Annotated in this window: 15 protein-coding genes; 1 reads left to right on the top strand and 14 read right to left on the bottom strand. The window is 68.4% G+C overall.

Features of this window, described 5'->3' with window-relative positions; translation table 11 throughout:
- On the top strand, positions 1-843 hold an 843-nt coding region (locus HMPREF2550_RS08360), incomplete at its 5' end, for an HNH endonuclease signature motif containing protein (RefSeq protein WP_070790652.1).
- 64 nt (positions 844-907) lie between these two features.
- On the opposite strand, the gene ptsP is transcribed toward HMPREF2550_RS08360, so the two are convergent.
- From ptsP to folP, 14 genes are all read right to left on the bottom strand, one after another.
- A complete protein-coding gene (ptsP, locus tag HMPREF2550_RS08365; RefSeq protein ID WP_070790653.1) occupies positions 908-2,593 on the bottom strand; it encodes a phosphoenolpyruvate--protein phosphotransferase in 1,686 nt (561 codons plus the stop codon).
- Positions 2,594-2,624: 31 nt separating this feature from the next.
- Positions 2,625-3,437, bottom strand: coding sequence for a PRD domain-containing protein (locus tag HMPREF2550_RS08370; protein WP_070790654.1), 813 nt, complete (start codon positions 3,435-3,437; stop codon positions 2,625-2,627).
- A 17-nt stretch (positions 3,438-3,454) separates the two neighbouring features.
- A complete protein-coding gene (locus tag HMPREF2550_RS08375; protein ID WP_070790655.1) occupies positions 3,455-5,488 on the bottom strand; it encodes a glucose PTS transporter subunit IIA in 2,034 nt (677 codons plus the stop codon).
- Positions 5,489-5,558: 70 nt separating this feature from the next.
- Complete coding sequence (locus HMPREF2550_RS08380) at positions 5,559-6,707, bottom strand: glycosyltransferase family 87 protein (RefSeq protein ID WP_070790656.1); 1,149 nt, start codon at positions 6,705-6,707, stop codon at positions 5,559-5,561.
- Positions 6,708-8,249 carry a lysine--tRNA ligase gene (gene lysS / locus HMPREF2550_RS08385; protein WP_070790657.1) on the bottom strand — a complete coding sequence of 514 codons (1,542 nt, stop codon included), beginning with the start codon at positions 8,247-8,249 and terminating at the stop codon, positions 6,708-6,710. It abuts the gene before it with no gap.
- 19 nt (positions 8,250-8,268) lie between these two features.
- Complete coding sequence (locus HMPREF2550_RS08390; RefSeq protein ID WP_070790658.1) at positions 8,269-9,675, bottom strand: DHA2 family efflux MFS transporter permease subunit; 1,407 nt, start codon at positions 9,673-9,675, stop codon at positions 8,269-8,271.
- Positions 9,666-10,940: a hypothetical protein gene (locus HMPREF2550_RS08395; RefSeq protein WP_070790659.1), complete on the bottom strand. Its 1,275-nt coding sequence runs from the start codon at positions 10,938-10,940 to the stop codon at positions 9,666-9,668. Before HMPREF2550_RS08395 ends, HMPREF2550_RS08390 begins: the two co-directional genes overlap by 10 nt.
- A 21-nt stretch (positions 10,941-10,961) precedes the next feature.
- Complete coding sequence (locus tag HMPREF2550_RS08400) at positions 10,962-11,753, bottom strand: pantoate--beta-alanine ligase (protein ID WP_070790660.1); 792 nt, start codon at positions 11,751-11,753, stop codon at positions 10,962-10,964.
- Complete coding sequence (locus HMPREF2550_RS08405) at positions 11,750-12,442, bottom strand: 6PGD fold domain-containing protein (protein WP_070790661.1); 693 nt, start codon at positions 12,440-12,442, stop codon at positions 11,750-11,752. Before HMPREF2550_RS08405 ends, HMPREF2550_RS08400 begins: the two co-directional genes overlap by 4 nt.
- Entirely contained in the window at positions 12,439-13,386 is a 948-nt protein-coding gene (locus HMPREF2550_RS08410; protein ID WP_070790662.1) for a DUF6779 domain-containing protein, read from the bottom strand. The genes HMPREF2550_RS08405 and HMPREF2550_RS08410 overlap by 4 nt, the downstream gene beginning before the upstream one ends.
- A 10-nt stretch (positions 13,387-13,396) precedes the next feature.
- Positions 13,397-13,888, bottom strand: a complete 492-nt coding sequence (locus tag HMPREF2550_RS08415) for a DUF3180 domain-containing protein (protein ID WP_371441176.1) — start codon at positions 13,886-13,888, stop codon at positions 13,397-13,399.
- Positions 13,889-13,892: 4 nt separating this feature from the next.
- Positions 13,893-14,366: a 2-amino-4-hydroxy-6-hydroxymethyldihydropteridine diphosphokinase gene (gene folK, locus HMPREF2550_RS08420; protein ID WP_070790663.1), complete on the bottom strand. Its 474-nt coding sequence runs from the start codon at positions 14,364-14,366 to the stop codon at positions 13,893-13,895.
- Between the two features lies 1 nt (position 14,367).
- A complete protein-coding gene (gene folB / locus HMPREF2550_RS08425) occupies positions 14,368-14,742 on the bottom strand; it encodes a dihydroneopterin aldolase (protein ID WP_070764226.1) in 375 nt (124 codons plus the stop codon).
- Entirely contained in the window at positions 14,742-15,593 is an 852-nt protein-coding gene (gene folP / locus HMPREF2550_RS08430; protein ID WP_070790664.1) for a dihydropteroate synthase, read from the bottom strand. The genes folB and folP overlap by 1 nt, the downstream gene beginning before the upstream one ends.
- Positions 15,594-15,595 lie beyond the last annotated feature (2 nt).

Here is a 15,595-nt window from a genome sequence, read left to right on the forward strand (position 1 = left end):
CAAGAAGGCGCGCGTGTGCATGGCCACCGGTTAGACACCCTGGCCTACATCACCCGCTCCGCCCGCTCGCTCAAGGATGTAACCAAGCGCTGGCACTACATCGACACGCTGTGCAACACATCCGGGGACCTGGCGCGCATCCGGCGGGTGGCCGCAGAGCTGAAGGCCGAGTTGCAGGCACCGGAGCCGCGCACCCCGAAAGCACGGGTGACCCACCACGGTGATGGGTACGCCACCCTGCGCCTGACAGGCCCCGCCGCCGACGTCCAGGGCGTGTTCGACGCCGCGAAAAACGACGTGACCGGCTGGCTGAATGGTGGGTGCCCGAAAGCCGAGTACCTGGTGCGCGTGACCGCGAACCTGGACCTGGGTGACTACCTGCGCATCATCGCAGGCGAAGGCAACGACGTTAAGGTCCACTTCGACAACGGTGTGATCGTTACCGGGGAGGAGTTTGTGCGCATGCAGCTCGAAGCACTCGGCTCGATCATCTTGATCGGTGCGATGGACGGGCCAGTCAACGCGTACCACGCCCGGTTCGCCACCCCGAAGCACCGAGAAGTCATGCTTGCCGACTCCACGACGTGTACCTGGAAAGGATGCAAGGCACCCGCCTCTGAGTGCGATGCCCACCACATGGTCGAACACCAACACGGCGGGGAGACCACACCATCGAATCTCGGCTGGTTATGCAAGTACCACAACTCGCAGGCCGCCCGCGGCACCCGGGGTCACACCGAAAGGCGCGACGGGCAGATCACCTACGTCTCACCCTACGGGAATGTCACCGCTACCGGTGCCGACCACAAAGCCCGAGCCGAGAACCGAAAACCACCCGACTAAACCCCGCACGCAAAAAGCCCGCGCGCCAGCAAAACTGGCGCGCGGGTAAGCATGCCTGAAAGCGCTAGAGCAGGTCGCGGAGCACCGGATCAGCGATCTTGAGGACGTTTTCGCGCGCCTCCTTGGCGGTCGGGGCGTCGACAGCGTAGTTGGCCATCTGTCGGCAAGTATCCATGTCGTGCAGGCGCAGCGCGGCGCGGACCGCGTTGACCTTCGACGGCGCCATCGACAGCGAGGTCACGCCCAGGCCGACGAGCACGAGCGCCATGAGCGGGTCGCCGCCGGCCTCGCCGCACACGCCGACGGACTTGCCGGTCGCGTGCCCGCCCTTGCCGGTGGCCTTGATCATGGTGAGCACCGGCGGCTGCCACGGGCTGAGCAGTTCGGCAAGCTCGCCCTGCATACGGTCGGCCGCCATGGTGTACTGCGACAGGTCGTTGGTGCCGATGGAGGCGAAGTCGGCGATGCTGAGTACGTGCCCGGCGCGGATCGCGGCCGCCGGCGTTTCGACCATGATGCCCACCTTGGGCAGCCCGTAGCCGCGTGCCTTGTCGCAGAACCACTGCGTTTCCTCCACGGTGGCGACCATCGGCGCCATAACCCACAGTTCCGCCTCGGGCACGTTGGCGTGCGCGTTGGCGAGCGCCTGCAGCTGGTCGTCGAGGAGGTCCTCGCGCTCCATGGACAGGCGCAGGCCGCGGCGGCCGAGCGCCGGGTTTTCCTCCTCGCCGAGGTCGGCGAAGCTCAGCGGCTTATCGGCACCCGCGTCCAGGGTGCGCACGACCACGCGGCGCTTCCCAAAGGCGCGCAGCACGCGCGTGTAGGTCTCGGTCTGCTCCTCCACGGTGGGCGCCGAATCGCGGTCGAGGAAGAGGAACTCGGTGCGGAACAGCCCGGAGCCCTCCAGGTCGAGGCCCGCGGCCTTCTCCGCATCTTCCGCGGTGCCGATGTTGGCCAGCAGCTTCACCTTGTAGCCGTCGCGGGTTGCGCCCTCACCGGAGGAGCCGGCGAGCGCGTCGGCGCGGCGGCGGGAACGCTCCTCCAGCTCGGCGACGTCGGTGTCGGCCGGGGCGACGATGACTTCGCCGACGCCGCCGTCGAGGGCGACCGGCGGGGCGTCGGCAACCGCGCCGAGGACGCCCTTGACCTGCACGGCCGCGGGGATGCCCAGCTGGGCGGCGAGGATCGCGGTGTGCGAGGTCGCGCCGCCGCCCTCGGTGACGATGCCGAGCACCATCTCCGGGTCCAGCGTCGCTGTCTCCGCGGGTGCGAGGTCGTGGGCGACCAGGATCGACGGCGCGTCGAGGTGCGGCACGCCGGGCTCGGGCAGGCCGCGCAGGCGCGCGATGGCGCGGTCGCGGATGTCGTAGAGGTCGGTGACGCGCTCGGCCATGTAGCCGCCGAGTTTGCGCAGCTTGCCGGCGTAGACCTCCACTGCGTCGTGGACGGCGCGGGTGACGCCGGTACCTTTCTTCAGTTCCTTGTTGATCCCGCGGATCAGGCCCCGGTCGGTGGCCAGCGTCGCGGTGGCCTCGAGGACCTGCTTGGAGGTTTCGGAGTTCGCGTGTTCGGCGCGCGCGGTCAGTGAGGCCGCGACCTCGTCAAGCACCCCCGCGACGCGCTCGGCGTCGCCTTCGGCCGCGGCGGGTTCCGCCTCGTCGATGCCCACGGGCGCGGTCACCACGGCGACCGGGCCCGAGGCCGTGCCTGCGGAGACGCCAATGCCGTAAAGAACAGTGCGGTCAGTCATGTGTTTCCTTTCGCTCGTTCTCCCCTCGAGACTACTCGCCCGCGTGCGGCTGGCGCAGGCGCGCGATGTGGAGGCCGAGGTAGGCCAGTTCGTCGTCGGTAAGCGACTGCCCAAAGCGCAGCTCCACCACGTGCGCGACCTTCCGCGCAACCGCCATATCCTGCGGGTATGCGCGCAACAGCTCGCGTGTGAGCGGGGAATTGCCGTGGTCGAGCTGCGCCCCGCGCGCCAGCCGCACGAAGAGGTAGCGCGCGTGCGTGATGAAGCGGGCAGTGCTTATCGACGCCCCGTCAACCCCAATCACGTCCAACATCTGCTGAATCACGCCCGTCATCTGGTAGGTGTGCGCGAGGTTTCCCGTGTTGAACCCGGCGTTGACCAGGTGGAGGGTCAGCGCGATGGCTTCCTCCTGCGGCAGCGGCTCAGCGAGCCTGCGGTTGAGGGCGTGCAGCAGGCGCTCCCCCTGCGCGGCCTCCTCCGGGTAGAGGTGGGTGACCTCGGCGCGCAGCGGGTATTCGACCGTGGTGCCCTGGCGGGCCCGTTCGGCGGCACCGATGATGTGGTCGGCGATCGCGGTGACCAGGGTCAGCCGCGTGTGCACGCCGACTTCCTCGAGCGCTGCGGCGACCTGTTCGACGGTTTCGGCGGGCAGTCCCGCGATCATTTCGCCGGCGTGGTCGGGGTCGCGGCCGTCGAGCGGGACGAAGATGCGGGCGACCTTGGCTTCGTCGATGCGCTCGCCCTGCTTGGCTTGAAAGCCGACGCCGCGGCCGGTGACCACCACTGGGTCATCGCCGCGGCGGGCGAGCACGACATTGTTATTGAACACGCGCAGGACCTGCATGCCCTCCAAGCGTAGTGCTACTTGGTCACGCCGAGGATCGGCTGGCCCTCCGCGACCGTGTCAGCTGCCAGATCGTCGACGGCAGCAAGCGTCTTGGAGTTGACCACGGTGGTGATCACGGTCGGGTCGACGCCGGCGTCGATGATCGAGGCGAAGTCCACCTCAGCCAGCGGCTCACCGGCGCGGATCTGCTGCTTCTTCTCCGCGACCGGGGTAAAGCCCTCCCCCTTCAGCTTGACGGTGTCGATGCCGATGTGGACCAGCACCTCCACCCCGTCGGCGGTCTTGATGCCGTAGGCGTGGCCTGTCTTGGCCACCGAGATGACCTTGCCGTCGACCGGGGCGACCACGGTCGCGTGATCGGCCTGCGGCGTGATGCCCACGGCGTGGCCGAGGGCACCGGAGGCGAAGGCGGCGTCGGCAAGCTTGTCCATGGCTACCGAGGCACCAGCGAGCGGGGCGAGCACCTCCTTGGTGGCAGCGGGCGCTGCGGCAGGCACGGGCGCAGCCTCGGCTGCGGGCTCTGGCTCGGCCTCAGCCTGAGCCTCTTCTTCCGCGGCAGCGCGACGCGCGAGCGCCTCCGCCTTCTCCTCCGGAGTGCGGTAGTCCGTGATGAAGATGATGGTGAACGCGGTGAAGAATGCCACCGCGATCGCGATGACGTAGACCCACGCCGGGCTGAAGACCGGGATGGTCAGCAGCGAGGTGAACACGAACGCGCTGGTCTGCACGCCGCCGAACGGGGTGCCCAGGATCGCGATGGTCAGGCCACCGGCGAAGCAGCCCACCAGCATGCGCGGGTAGATGCGCTTGAAACGCAGGTGGATGCCGTAGAGCGAGGGCTCGGAAATACCGCCGAACAGGCCGGCTGCCAGCGCGGAACCGGCGGTCTGGCGCATGAGCGGGTCCTTGTCACGCAGCGAGATGGCGAACACAGCGGCGGTCGCGCCGAAGCAGGCGAAGTTCCACGCGCCCATCGGGCCCTGGATGAAGTCGTAGCCAAGCGTTTGGATGTTCACCAGCATCAGGGCGTTGAGCGGCCAGTGCAGGCCCAGCGGCACCAGGAACGGGTAGAGCATCGGGATCAGGATGGCAAAGACGAAGGGCGCGTTGCCGTTGAGCCACGCCAGGCCGACGCCGATCCACGCGCCGAGGGCGTAGCCGAGCGGCCCGATGACCAGGGCGGTAAAGGGGATCATCACCAAGAGGGTGAGGAAGGGGACAAACACCATGTGGACCGCGGACGGGATGAGCTTCTGGAAGCCCTTGTACACCAGCGCCGCGATGGCAGCCATGATCAGCGGGACAAAGACGTTGCCGCCGTACTCGGGAAGCAGCATCGGTGCGCCGAAGACGGTCACGCGCGCGACCTCGCTGCCAAGCAGCGCGTTTTGCGACACGATCGCGTCCGGGTGCTCCGCCAGCCCGGTGAACTCCGGGGTAAACAGTGCGAACATGACCGCGGCGGGGACCCAGCCGTCGATGCGCAGCTTCTTACCCGCGTTGTAGGCCACCATCACCGGCAGGAAGTAGAACACGGAGCGCCACATAGCGTCGACGAACTGCCAGGTCGGCGTCTTGACCTCGGCGCGGAAGTCGACCAGGCCGAGCGCGTCGATGACCGCGGCAGCCGCGATGACCAGCGAGGCACCCAGCAGCACGCCCAGGATCGGGCGGAAAGAATCCGAAAGGTACTCGAAGAAGGCGTCCAGCCACGGCACCTTGCCCTTGGCCTTGGCGCGGTTTTGGGCTTTGACGTCGGCGTCGCTAAGCTGCTTCGCCCCGCGCATCTCGGGCAGGGCCTTCATCTCGTTGTAGACGTTGGCCACATCGCCGCCGATGATGACCTGGTAGTGGCTGCCGCCCTGCGGAACCGCACCCATCACCTTGGGGTTTGCTTCGAGGCGTTCCTTGTCGGCCGCCGAGGCGTCGGCAAGCTCGAAGCGCAAACGCGTCGCGCAGTGGGACATGCTCACGATGTTGTCGCGCCCGCCGATTCCGGCGAGGATGTCAGCGGCCTGCTCCTGCAGGCTCGCTTGTGTCTTTGCCATCAGTTCGCTCCTTATTTCAAAGAAAAAAGACCTGGGACGCGAAAACGTCCCAGGTCTTGCCCCGCGCTGTTTAGGCGGGTAACAACCCTGTTGTCTTTTTCCATCGTAGGCCCGCGTGCACCGCGATGGCAAAGGGCACCACGCCCCATCCGAGGGTGGCCAGCAAACTCGGCTCGCCGGGCAGCGCGAACAGGCCGGTGGTGGTCCAGATCGCGATGCCGGTGGCCCAGTTGCGCGCGGGTGAGCGCAGGTCGATCGCGGACATCGCCAGCGGGATCAACCAGATCGAGTAGTAGCCCTGCAGCAGGCCGCCGACGAGGAAGACGCCGCTAAACAGCGCGCCGAGGGTACAAAAAGCCCACACCGCGCCGAGCTCGCGGCGCTGCGGGAACATGAGCGCCACGGCGGCGAATACGCCGATGAGCACGATCGCGCTGACCACGAAGGTGCCGACCGTGCCCAGCCCCATCGCGCCGATGGCCCCGTTGTCGTAGTCGCGGGTCTCCGACAGGTACGGCACGAGTCTCTCGAGGTACCAATGCGGGTTGACCGTGGTCGCCCAGCCGATGCCGAACAGCGCCGCGTACGCCGCGACCGCGCCGACGATCACCCACCACTGCGCGAGCAGAAACGGCACGGCCGCGAGCACCACAAACTGCGGCTTGATGGTCACCGCGTAGGCGAACAGCAGCGCCGCGACGACCTTCGAGCCGCGGTAGTCGCGCAGGCAGGCGTGCACGAACGCGACCATCACCAGCAGCAGAAAACCGTTGATGTTGGTCAGGTACACGGTGGATTGGACCGGCTCGGGCGTGTTAAACGCAATCGCGATCGTCGCCAGCGTCAGCGGCACCGCCCTGTGCGGGGCGAGCATCCTCGCGGCCCAGTACACCGCGCCGCTTATCGACGCCACACTCGCCCCCACCATCGCCCACCGGCCAACCTCAAACGTGCCAAAGATCGCGAGCGGGGCCAGCACCACGTTCGCGCCCGGCCCGTAGAGGTAGTGCGGGTCGGTGGTGGAGTAATCCTCGTTGTAGACGGGGATGCCCTGGGTGTAGCGCTGCACCGCCTCCCAGATCGGCACGAAGTCGGAGCCGTATCGGGCCAGCGGCAGCGTGATCGCGACACGGATCAGGCCGATGAGTGCGGCCGCGGCGAGCAGCCACAGCGGCACGCGCCGCGGCAGAAGCGCGGTGCGTTCCGCGCTCGGCGTCACCTAGGCCTCCGGCTTGACCATCGGGAACAGGACGGTCTCGCGGATGCCCAGGCCGGTCAGCGCCATGAGCAGGCGGTCCACGCCCATGCCGCAGCCGGAGGTCGGCGGCATGCCCTGCTCCATCGCTGCGAGGAAGTCCTCGTCCAGCACCATGGCTTCCTCGTCGCCGTCGGCGGCCAGGCGCGCCTGGTCCTCGAAGCGGGCGCGCTGGATGATCGGGTCGATGAGCTCGGAGTAGCCGGTGGCCAGCTCGAAGCCGCGGATGTAGAGGTCCCACTTCTCGGTCACGCCCGGCTTGTCGCGGTGGTCGCGGGTCAGCGGGGAGGTCTCGACGGGGAAGTTGGTCACGAACACCGGATCGTAGAGCTGGTCGGCGCACAGCTCCTCCCAGATCTCCTCGACCAGCTTGCCGTGGCCCCAACCTTCGCCCTTGGGGACCTCGAGGCCGATGTGCTCGGCGATCGCGGTGAGCTCTGCAACCGTGGAGTCGATGGTGACCTCGGGCTGGCCCGGGAACTTGCGCTCCAGCGCCTCGTTGAGGCTGGGGTACATCTCCATGACCTTCCATTCGCCGGAGAAGTCGTACTCGGTGCCGTCGGCAAGCGTGACCTTCTCGGAGCCGAAGACCTCGCGGGCGCAGAACTTCACCAGGCCCTCCATCAGCTTCGCGCCGTCGGCGTAGGTGCCCCACGCCTGGTAGGTCTCCAACATGGTGAACTCCGGCGAGTGCGACTTGTCCACGCCCTCGTTGCGGAAGTTCTTGTTGATCTCAAAGACGCGCTCCAGCCCGCCAACCACGGCGCGCTTGAGGTAGAGCTCCGGCGCGATGCGCAGGTACAGGTCGATGTCCAGCGCGTTCGAGCGGGTCACGAACGGGCGGGCGGCGGCGCCACCGTGCAGGGTCTGCAGCATCGGCGTCTCAATCTCCACGAAGTCCTCGCCGGTGAGGTACTTGCGCACCGCGGCGATGACCTTGATACGCGTCATCGCGTTCTCGCGTGCCTGCTCGCGCATGATCAGGTCGGTGTAGCGGTGGCGGACGCGCTGCTCCTCGTTCATCTCCGCGAAGGCAACCGGCAGCGGGCGCAGCGCCTTGGAGGCCATTTGCCAGGATTGGGCCTGGACGGAGAGCTCGCCACGTCGAGAAGCGATGACCCGGCCCTTGACCGCGACGATGTCGCCCAGGTCGGTGTCGGACTTCCAGGCGGCGAGCGCGTCCTCGCCCACCTCGGCCAGCGACAGCATGACCTGCAGCTGGGTCCCGTCGCCCTCCTGCAGGGTGGCGAAGCACAGCTTGCCCGTGTTGCGCTGGAACATGATGCGGCCGGTCACGGCCACCACGTCCTGGGTCTCCTGGCCCGGCTCGAGCTGAGTTACGCCGTCGCCCTCGCCTTCGGGCACGGCCTGGTACTTGCTCCGCAAGTCCTTGAGGGAGGTCGTGCGCTCGACGCTGACGGGGTAGGCGTCGCGGCCCGCGTCGAGGAACTTCTGCCGCTTCTCGCGGCGGATCTGCTGCTGCTCTGAAAGATCTTGCGTAGTCACGCCCGCCTATCGTAGTCGGTCAGCGCGGTGCACTCGACTCCACGGTCACCGTTTTGCGTTTGCCGCCCACAAAGCTCACCGCCGCCAGGGCAATTATCGACGCCACGATACCCGCCACAAAGCTCACCGGCGCGGCCTCGGCCTGGCTCGCTCCTCCCGCAACGCCCAGCGACATGATGCCAATGAACACCGCGGTGCCGGCCGCGCCGCCCAGCTGCTGCAGCGTGTTGAGGATCGCGGAGCCGTGCGAGTACAAAGGCTGCGGCAAAGCCGAAAGCGAGGCCGTCATCAGCGGCGTCATCACCATGGCCATCGCAATATTGGTGAGGATGAGTGTGGTGACGATGAGCCACTGCGGGGTAGTCTCGCCAAGCGTGAGCCACAGCGTCACCTGCGCGGCGGCGAGCAGGATCGCCCCGGGGATGGCGATGGGGCGGGTGCCGACGGCGTCGAAAATGCGACCCGCGATCGGCGAGGCAATCCCCTGCGCCACCCCGCCAGGCAGCAGGATCAGGCCGGTGACCACGGTGGACAGCCCCAGCGCACCTTGCAGGTACATGGGCAGCAGGTTGACCGTGCCGAGGAAGGAGCCGAAGACCACAACGATCGCCACGAGCGAGAGCGTGAAATCGCGGTAGCGCAGCGCGTTCAGGTTCAGCAGCGCCTTGTCCACCTTGGCCAGGCGGCGTTGGCGGGCGGCGAAGATGGCGGTAAAGACCACGCCGACACCGACCGCGATCCCGGGTGCCACCGAGTCGCCGGTGACCAGCTGGGTGAAGGTGGACAGGCCGTAGACCAGCCCGCCGAAGGCGAAGACGGACAGCAGCACGGAGAGTGCGTCGAGTGGAGTCTTGCGGACTTCGCCCACGTTGGGCATGACGACAATGGCCAGGATGAGCAGCAGCGCAGGAAGCGGCACCATCACCCAGAAGATGTGGTGCCAGGTCCACCGGCTCAGCACCAGGCCCGCGAGCGTCGGACCGAGCGCCGGAGCCACCGAGATGACCACCGCGTTGAGCCCCATCACCGTGCCGCGTCGCTGCGGCGAGACGACGTTCAGCGTGACCGTGAACAGCAGCGGGATCATCACCGCCGTGCCTGCCGCCTGGATCACGCGCGCGGCGATGAGCACCCAAAACGCCGGGGCGAGCGCGGCGATGACGCTGCCGGCGAGGAAGAGCGCCATCGACAGGAAGTACAGCGTGCGCGTGGTGAGCCGGTCGATGAGGAAGCCCGAGGTGGGGATCACCACGGCCATGGTCAAAAGGAAGCCGGTCAGCAGCCACTGGGCCACGTCCGCGCTCACGCCGAATTCCGCCATGATCGCGGGCAGGGCGACGGCGACGGTGGTCTCGTTGAAGATCATCATCATCGCGCTGAGCACGAGGATGGCAAGGAGCACCGCCGGGTTTTGGGCTACTCGCACAGCGGCAGTCCCAGGCGCTTGTCCTCAGACTCGTGCCCGTTGATCACCACGAGGTACTGTTCTTTATTCTCCGGCACCATCACGAACGCCGGCGGGTAGGCCTCGGGCACCTCGTAGGAGTCGATCATGCACTCGCCGCTGCCCAGGATCACCGCCTCATCGCGGCCCGGGACCACGTCGTCGCGAGTGTCTTGCGAAACGTACTTCGACACGGAGACACCCAGGTCCTCGTTGGCGCAGCGGATCTTGCCCTCCTGGCCAGCCTCCGGGGTGGCCGACTCGCACACCAGGTCCTCCCAACCCTTGCCGCCAGCACGCTCAGAGACGAGTTGCGGGTATTCCTGGGCGATCTCGGCGTCCGCGCCTGTCCACTCCTCGCCGCGGTTGTTGTCCCACCACCACCAGAACGCGCCGAGCGCGATGAGCAGCAGGACGAGCACGGCGATGATCCACGGCCACGGGTTCATCCTGTCTTTAACCACGGCGGGGCGCGTGTACTCCCCCGTCGGGCCGTAGGCGTAGGGCTCGGGCGGCTTGCGATAGCCGTCCTGCGGGCGCGGCGCGACCGGCGTCGAGCCATCGGTGCCCACCGCGGCGGCCGCCCCGCCGGCCAAGGCGAGGAGGTAGCCGGCGCAGGAGCCGGACTCGCGCGCCAGCTCGGCGTCGGTCGATTCGCCGGTCATCTCGGACACGAGATCGCGGAAGGCGGCGCGGTTAGCGTCGATGGTCGCGGCCGCATCGGTCTCGCCGCCACCTGCGAGCGGGCCCACCAGCGCCATCTTCACCGGTACGGACGACCACGCCGGCTGCACCAAAAGCTGCGCCGGGTCGATGGAGCGCGAGACAAACTCCGGGTGGCCCTCACGGTTGTAGGCGTCGATCGCCTCGGCGGCAGGCAAAAGCAGGTCGCGTGCTTCGGCGTTGGTGAAGGTGGTGCCGGCGGCGCGTTTGTCGTCGATAAGCGAGCGCAGCGTCGAGCCCGAAGGGGCCTCGCGCAGCACGAAGAACTGGCCCTCATCGCTGATGCCGGCACCGCGCGGCTGGAAGGTGCCGGGGTGCTCGGCTTCGCTGAGCTCGCGGCCGAGTGCGTCGGTGTCGGCGGTGGCGCCGGCGTCGAAAAGCTCGACCTCCACGGCCTGGCCCTCCGCATTCGACGCGGTGAACAGCGTCGATGAGGCAGTGCGGCCCGATTGGCGGACCTGCTCGGCGGTGAAGGCGAAGCCGTAGCGCTGATTTAGCAGTGCAGCGATGTTGGACACAGACATGCCCAAGAGTGTAGCGCCTGCCTACGCCTCGATGTTTTTGAACCCAACGCCCAGCGGCACGCCCACGTTGTCGATCAGGCGCACCTCGCCCAGATCCACTGCGGCGAGCAGGCGCGCGTCCCCGGTCGCGGGGGCCGGGCGCATGGCCAGGTCGCGCAGCTCCAGGTAGGCGGGCGTGACCCCGGCGGCCGCGAGCACCCCGCGCGCGGTCTCGAGCACCGTTGCCGCGCCGTGCTCGGCGGCGTGCGCTCCGGCGGTCAGCGCCGCGCCGAGTGCAAGGGCGGCCTCGCGGTGTTCCGGAGCCACGCGCTCGTTGCGCAGGCTCACCGCGAGCCCATCGGGCATGCGCACCGTCGGCACGCTGTGCAGCTTGACCTCCATCCGCAGCGCCGAGACCGCCAGCTGGGTGGCCACGAGCAGCTCGAAGTCCTTCTCGCCGAGCACCAGGTCGGTGGCATGTGTGGCGTTACACAGGGCCAGATGCTTAGCGACGCCACGCTCCACCCCCTCCGCGTCCTCCAAACACTTCACGCCCGTGGACACCCGTGCTGCGGTCGGCAGCGTGCCGTGGAAGACGACGTCCACCTTCTCCTCGGCGAACACGTCGGGGACCTCCTCGCCCTCGAAGCTGACGAACACGTACGCGCCGAGCAGCGACTTCGCCGCGCGGATCAGCTCGATGTGTCCGGCGTGGACGCCCGTGGACAGCGGCACGAGCACCACCGACTTGCCCACCTTGCGAAACGCGCGGCCGTAGGTGGCGAGCAGTGCCTCGTCGGTGACCACGGTCGCTTTGCCCGGTTCAAACGTCATCTGGATTGTCTCCCTTCGTACTTTTCCATTGCCCATACTTGCACGGCGGTGTCCCCGGCCTGCTCAGCGGTACGGCGCTGCAGGTCGACGAACAGGCGGCGCACGCCCGGGTCCTCGATCGCGGCGTAGAGGGTTTCCAGGGTGGCGACGTCGAGCGGTGCAGCGTCTTCGGGGTCCTCGGGCGCGGGGAGGTTGGGGATGGCTTGGGTGGTGAGCGTGTGGGCGTCGGCAAGCACGGCGTGCTGGCGCGCGCGGAGCTCCTGCGCTGCGGCAAGGGTGGGACGCACCGTGTCCGCGATCGGCACGGCGGTCGCGCCCGCCTCGGCGAGCAGCATCGCGACGACCGCCTCCCCCATCTCGTCGGCGCCCGAGGTCACCCACGTGGACTCACCGATCTGGTGAGCGCACATGACGATGGCGCGGGCGGTCTCGACCTCGTCGAGCAGCTGCGCCCCGCCGAGCAGAGCCGTGTGGATGAACATCTGCTCGGCGCGCGCGTGCGGGGCGAAGCGGGCGGCCCAGGCGCGGACGGTGGCGGGATCGTGGGCGTCGATGAGCACGAGGTCGACGTGCGCGATCTGCCCCGGATCCGCCGGGTCGAGCGCAACGACGCTGTGGCCTGCGCGCTCCAGGCCTGCGGTCAGGTCTTCTGCTGGGCCAATCTTGCCGACGAGCAGCCGCGGCGTCATGAACGCTTGCTGCGCGCGATCAGCTCGGCGACGGAGAGTGCTCCCTCGCGGCCGGCGTCGCGGCGGCGACGGCCACCGGTCGACTCCTGGGCGGGCTGCTCGTGGCGGCCGACGTACTCGGGCGTCTCCGGCTCCGGCTCCGGCTGTGCAGGCTTCTGTGGTTCCGGCTTCTCCTGTTGCGCCGGCTTTTCCGCCTCCGCCTTCGCGCGCTCGCTGATCAGCGCGGACAGCGGGTTCGGCTGCTCGCGCTGCGGCATCTGGCCGATCTTGCCGGCGACGGCGTCGCTGCTCGGCGCGCCACTCGGGCGGGTGCGGCGGGTGCCTGCGGCGGTGTGTTCGCTGGTGACGCGGGTGATCTTGGCGGTCTCGTAGGTCGAGGGGCCCTTCGCCTCGGCCTTCGGCGCAGCCTGAGGCTCGCGGAACGGTGCCACCGGCTCGTGTACCGGCTCCTCCACCGGCTGGACGGCCTCACTGGGCTGCGCGGCGGTGTCCTTGGCCCACGTATCCGGAGCCGCACCTGCCTGCTCGATCTCCTGGATGCGCCGCGCCGCCGCGCGCACGGCCGCGGGTTCGTACTCGAAGACCTGTCCGCTCATCTCCTCCAGCTGGGTGCGCAGTGCCTTGATCTCGGACTGCAGTTCGCGCAGGAGTTCCTCGTCCACGGAAGGCGCGGCCGGCGCGGGGCGCGCCTCAAGTCGGGCGAGCTCTTCCTTGTGCTGCGCCTCGCTGGCTTCCAAAGCGCGGGTGGCTTCGTCGCGGTCGCGGCGGGTTTTGAAGATGATGATCAGCCCGGCTGCGGCGGCCCACAGCGCGAGGATGAGCGAGATTTTTAGCGCGTTGGCCGAGTTCGTGAAGAGCATCACCACCGTGCCCACGATCGCGAGCGCGAAAGGCACGATGACCCAGATGTTTCCGTTGTCTCTGGACGAAGATTCGGCAGTCATGGTTAGTACCTTAGCTAACCGCTTCCCCGTTGGATGGTGGCGACACCTCACACGCCTTCTCCAGCAGCACCCCGGCCACCGCGAGCGCGAGCCCACCGAGCACACCGCTGGCGAGTGCGGGCAGGTCGTCACCCGCCGCCGCAAGCACCCCGAGCCGGGGCAGTACGTAGACCAGCGGCCCGAGGTAGGCCCCGCCGGCGATCGCGCCGCCCCACGCACTGGCCTTGCCAAAGAGCATGAAGTTCGCGGCCATCATGGGGTTGAGCTGGGAACGGTCCAGCCCGATGCGCCCGTCCTCGCGCCGCTTCTTCACCACCACCACGAGGTAGCCGCAGGTCAGCGCGAGCACCCAGAGGCTCGAGGGCACAAGAATGCTTATCGACGCCACCGCGCCGTAAAACCGGCGCATCAAAATCAACGTCGCCGCAGCACAAAATCCGGCGACCCCGACGAGCGCAGCCACGGAGGTGCGCTGCATGCCGCTGCCCGGTTGTTCTGCCATGAATCTAGTCCTCCAGCCTGCGCACGCCTTCGCGCTCTTCTGCGTCGAGGCCCGCGAGCAGGTCGGCCACGCGCTCGCCGCCCAGGGTAGCGTCCGGGTCGAGCTCCAGCCAGGGTGCCAGGACGAAGGCGCGCAGGTGGGCGCGCGGGTGCGGCACCGTCAGCACGGGATCGTCTGAGGTGAATCCTTCGATGTCGACGATGTCCACGTCGAGTGTGCGCGGGCCCCATCGCTCGATACGCACGCGGTTGGCGGCGGCCTCTAGCGCCTGGCATTCGGTCAGCAGTTGGGAGGGGGAAAGCGGGGCGTCGATAAGCAAGCTCTGATTGAGAAAGTCCGGCTGATCCGTCTTGCCCCACGGCGCGGTGGCGTACAGCGAGCTTGCGGCGACGAGTACGTCGGCGAAGTGCGCGCGGACGCTCGCGAGGTGGGCGCGGGAGTCTTCCATGTTGGAGCCGGCGGAGATGACGGCGCGCATGCTACCTCCTGTGCTTGCGGTTGCGGCGGCACACGACAGCGACGTCGTCGAAGACCAGCGGGATCGGGGCGTGCGGCTTGTGCACCGTGACCTCGATGGCGTGGAGGGGGCTGAAGCGCTCCATGGCGGTGTCGGCGATCTCGGTGGCGACGGTCTCGATGAGCTGGCGCGGGGTCCCAGCGGCCACGTCGTAGGCGAGCTGGGCGAGCTCCGCGTAGTTGATCGTCTTGGTCAGGTCGTCGCCAGCTGCGGCCTCGGCGAAATCGACCCAGCAGGTGATGTCGACGGTAAAGGCCTGGCCGTGCTCCGTCTCGTGCGGGAGCACGCCGTGGTGGGCGTAGCAGACAAGGCCTTTAAGTTCGATGCGGTCGGCCATTAGTTGACGCCTCCCTGCCGCCAGCGCGCGGCGACGTCCACCGCGTCGCGGGAGACGGCGACCTCGTGGACGCGCACGCACCACGCGCCGTAGTGCGCCGACAGTGCGGTCACCGCAGCGGTGGCGGGATCGGCGTCGACCGGCCCGTGTGCAAGTCCGCGGTCCTCGCGGATCCCGCGGAGGAAGCGCTTGCGGCTCGCGCCGACCAGGACGGGGAACTCGCCGGCGATGAACTCCGGCAGCGCGTGAAGCAGCGCCCAGTTGTCCGCGGCCGTCTTGGCAAAGCCCAGGCCCGGGTCGAGCGTGATCTGGTCGTGCGCAACGCCGGCGGCAAGCGCGTTGTCGACCAGCTGGGCAAGCACCTCGTGGACGTCGCGGACCACGTCGCCGCCGTGGTCGGCGGCACCGGAGGCGTTGACAAAGGCGTCGGCGCGCCAGTGCATCAGGCACACCGGCAGCTTCGTCTCCGCCATCACGCGGTACATGTCCTCGTCCGCGAGGCCGCCGGAGACATCGTTGATCAGGTCCACGCCGGCTTCTGCGGCGACGGCTGCGGTGGAGGCGCGCATCGTGTCAATGGAGGTGCGGATGCCATCGGCGTGCAGCGCCTCGATCACCGGGCGGATACGCGCGGCCTCCACCTCCGCGGGCACGCGGGTCGCGCCCGGGCGAGTGGACTCGGCGCCGACGTCGATGATGTCCGCGCCCAGGCGCACCAGCTCGTGGGCGTGCGCGATCGCGTCGTCCGCGGCGAGCCAACGCCCGCCGTCCGAGAAAGAATCCTCCGTGACGTTGACAATGCCCATGACGGTGGTCCGCCCGGGCGCCGTCAGCTCTGCCACGCTGACCATTG

The organism is Corynebacterium sp. HMSC074A01 (genome assembly GCF_001831515.1).
Lineage (GTDB): Bacteria > Actinomycetota > Actinomycetes > Mycobacteriales > Mycobacteriaceae > Corynebacterium.

Excerpts from the sequence above, each read along its gene's own strand:
- ptsP (WP_070790653.1), bottom strand. The coding sequence starts at position 2,593 with ATGACTGACCGCACTGTTCTTTACGGCATTGGCGTCTCCGCAGGCACG.
- HMPREF2550_RS08370 (WP_070790654.1), bottom strand. The coding sequence starts at position 3,437 with ATGCAGGTCCTGCGCGTGTTCAATAACAATGTCGTGCTCGCCCGCCGC.
- HMPREF2550_RS08375 (WP_070790655.1), bottom strand. The coding sequence starts at position 5,488 with ATGGCAAAGACACAAGCGAGCCTGCAGGAGCAGGCCGCTGACATCCTC.
- HMPREF2550_RS08395 (WP_070790659.1), bottom strand. The coding sequence starts at position 10,940 with ATGTCTGTGTCCAACATCGCTGCACTGCTAAATCAGCGCTACGGCTTC.
- HMPREF2550_RS08400 (WP_070790660.1), bottom strand. The coding sequence starts at position 11,753 with ATGACGTTTGAACCGGGCAAAGCGACCGTGGTCACCGACGAGGCACTG.
- HMPREF2550_RS08405 (WP_070790661.1), bottom strand. The coding sequence starts at position 12,442 with ATGACGCCGCGGCTGCTCGTCGGCAAGATTGGCCCAGCAGAAGACCTG.
- HMPREF2550_RS08410 (WP_070790662.1), bottom strand. The coding sequence starts at position 13,386 with ATGACTGCCGAATCTTCGTCCAGAGACAACGGAAACATCTGGGTCATC.
- HMPREF2550_RS08415 (WP_371441176.1), bottom strand. The coding sequence starts at position 13,888 with ATGGCAGAACAACCGGGCAGCGGCATGCAGCGCACCTCCGTGGCTGCG.
- folK (WP_070790663.1), bottom strand. The coding sequence starts at position 14,366 with ATGCGCGCCGTCATCTCCGCCGGCTCCAACATGGAAGACTCCCGCGCC.
- folB (WP_070764226.1), bottom strand. The coding sequence starts at position 14,742 with ATGGCCGACCGCATCGAACTTAAAGGCCTTGTCTGCTACGCCCACCAC.
- folP (WP_070790664.1), bottom strand. The coding sequence starts at position 15,593 with ATGGTCAGCGTGGCAGAGCTGACGGCGCCCGGGCGGACCACCGTCATG.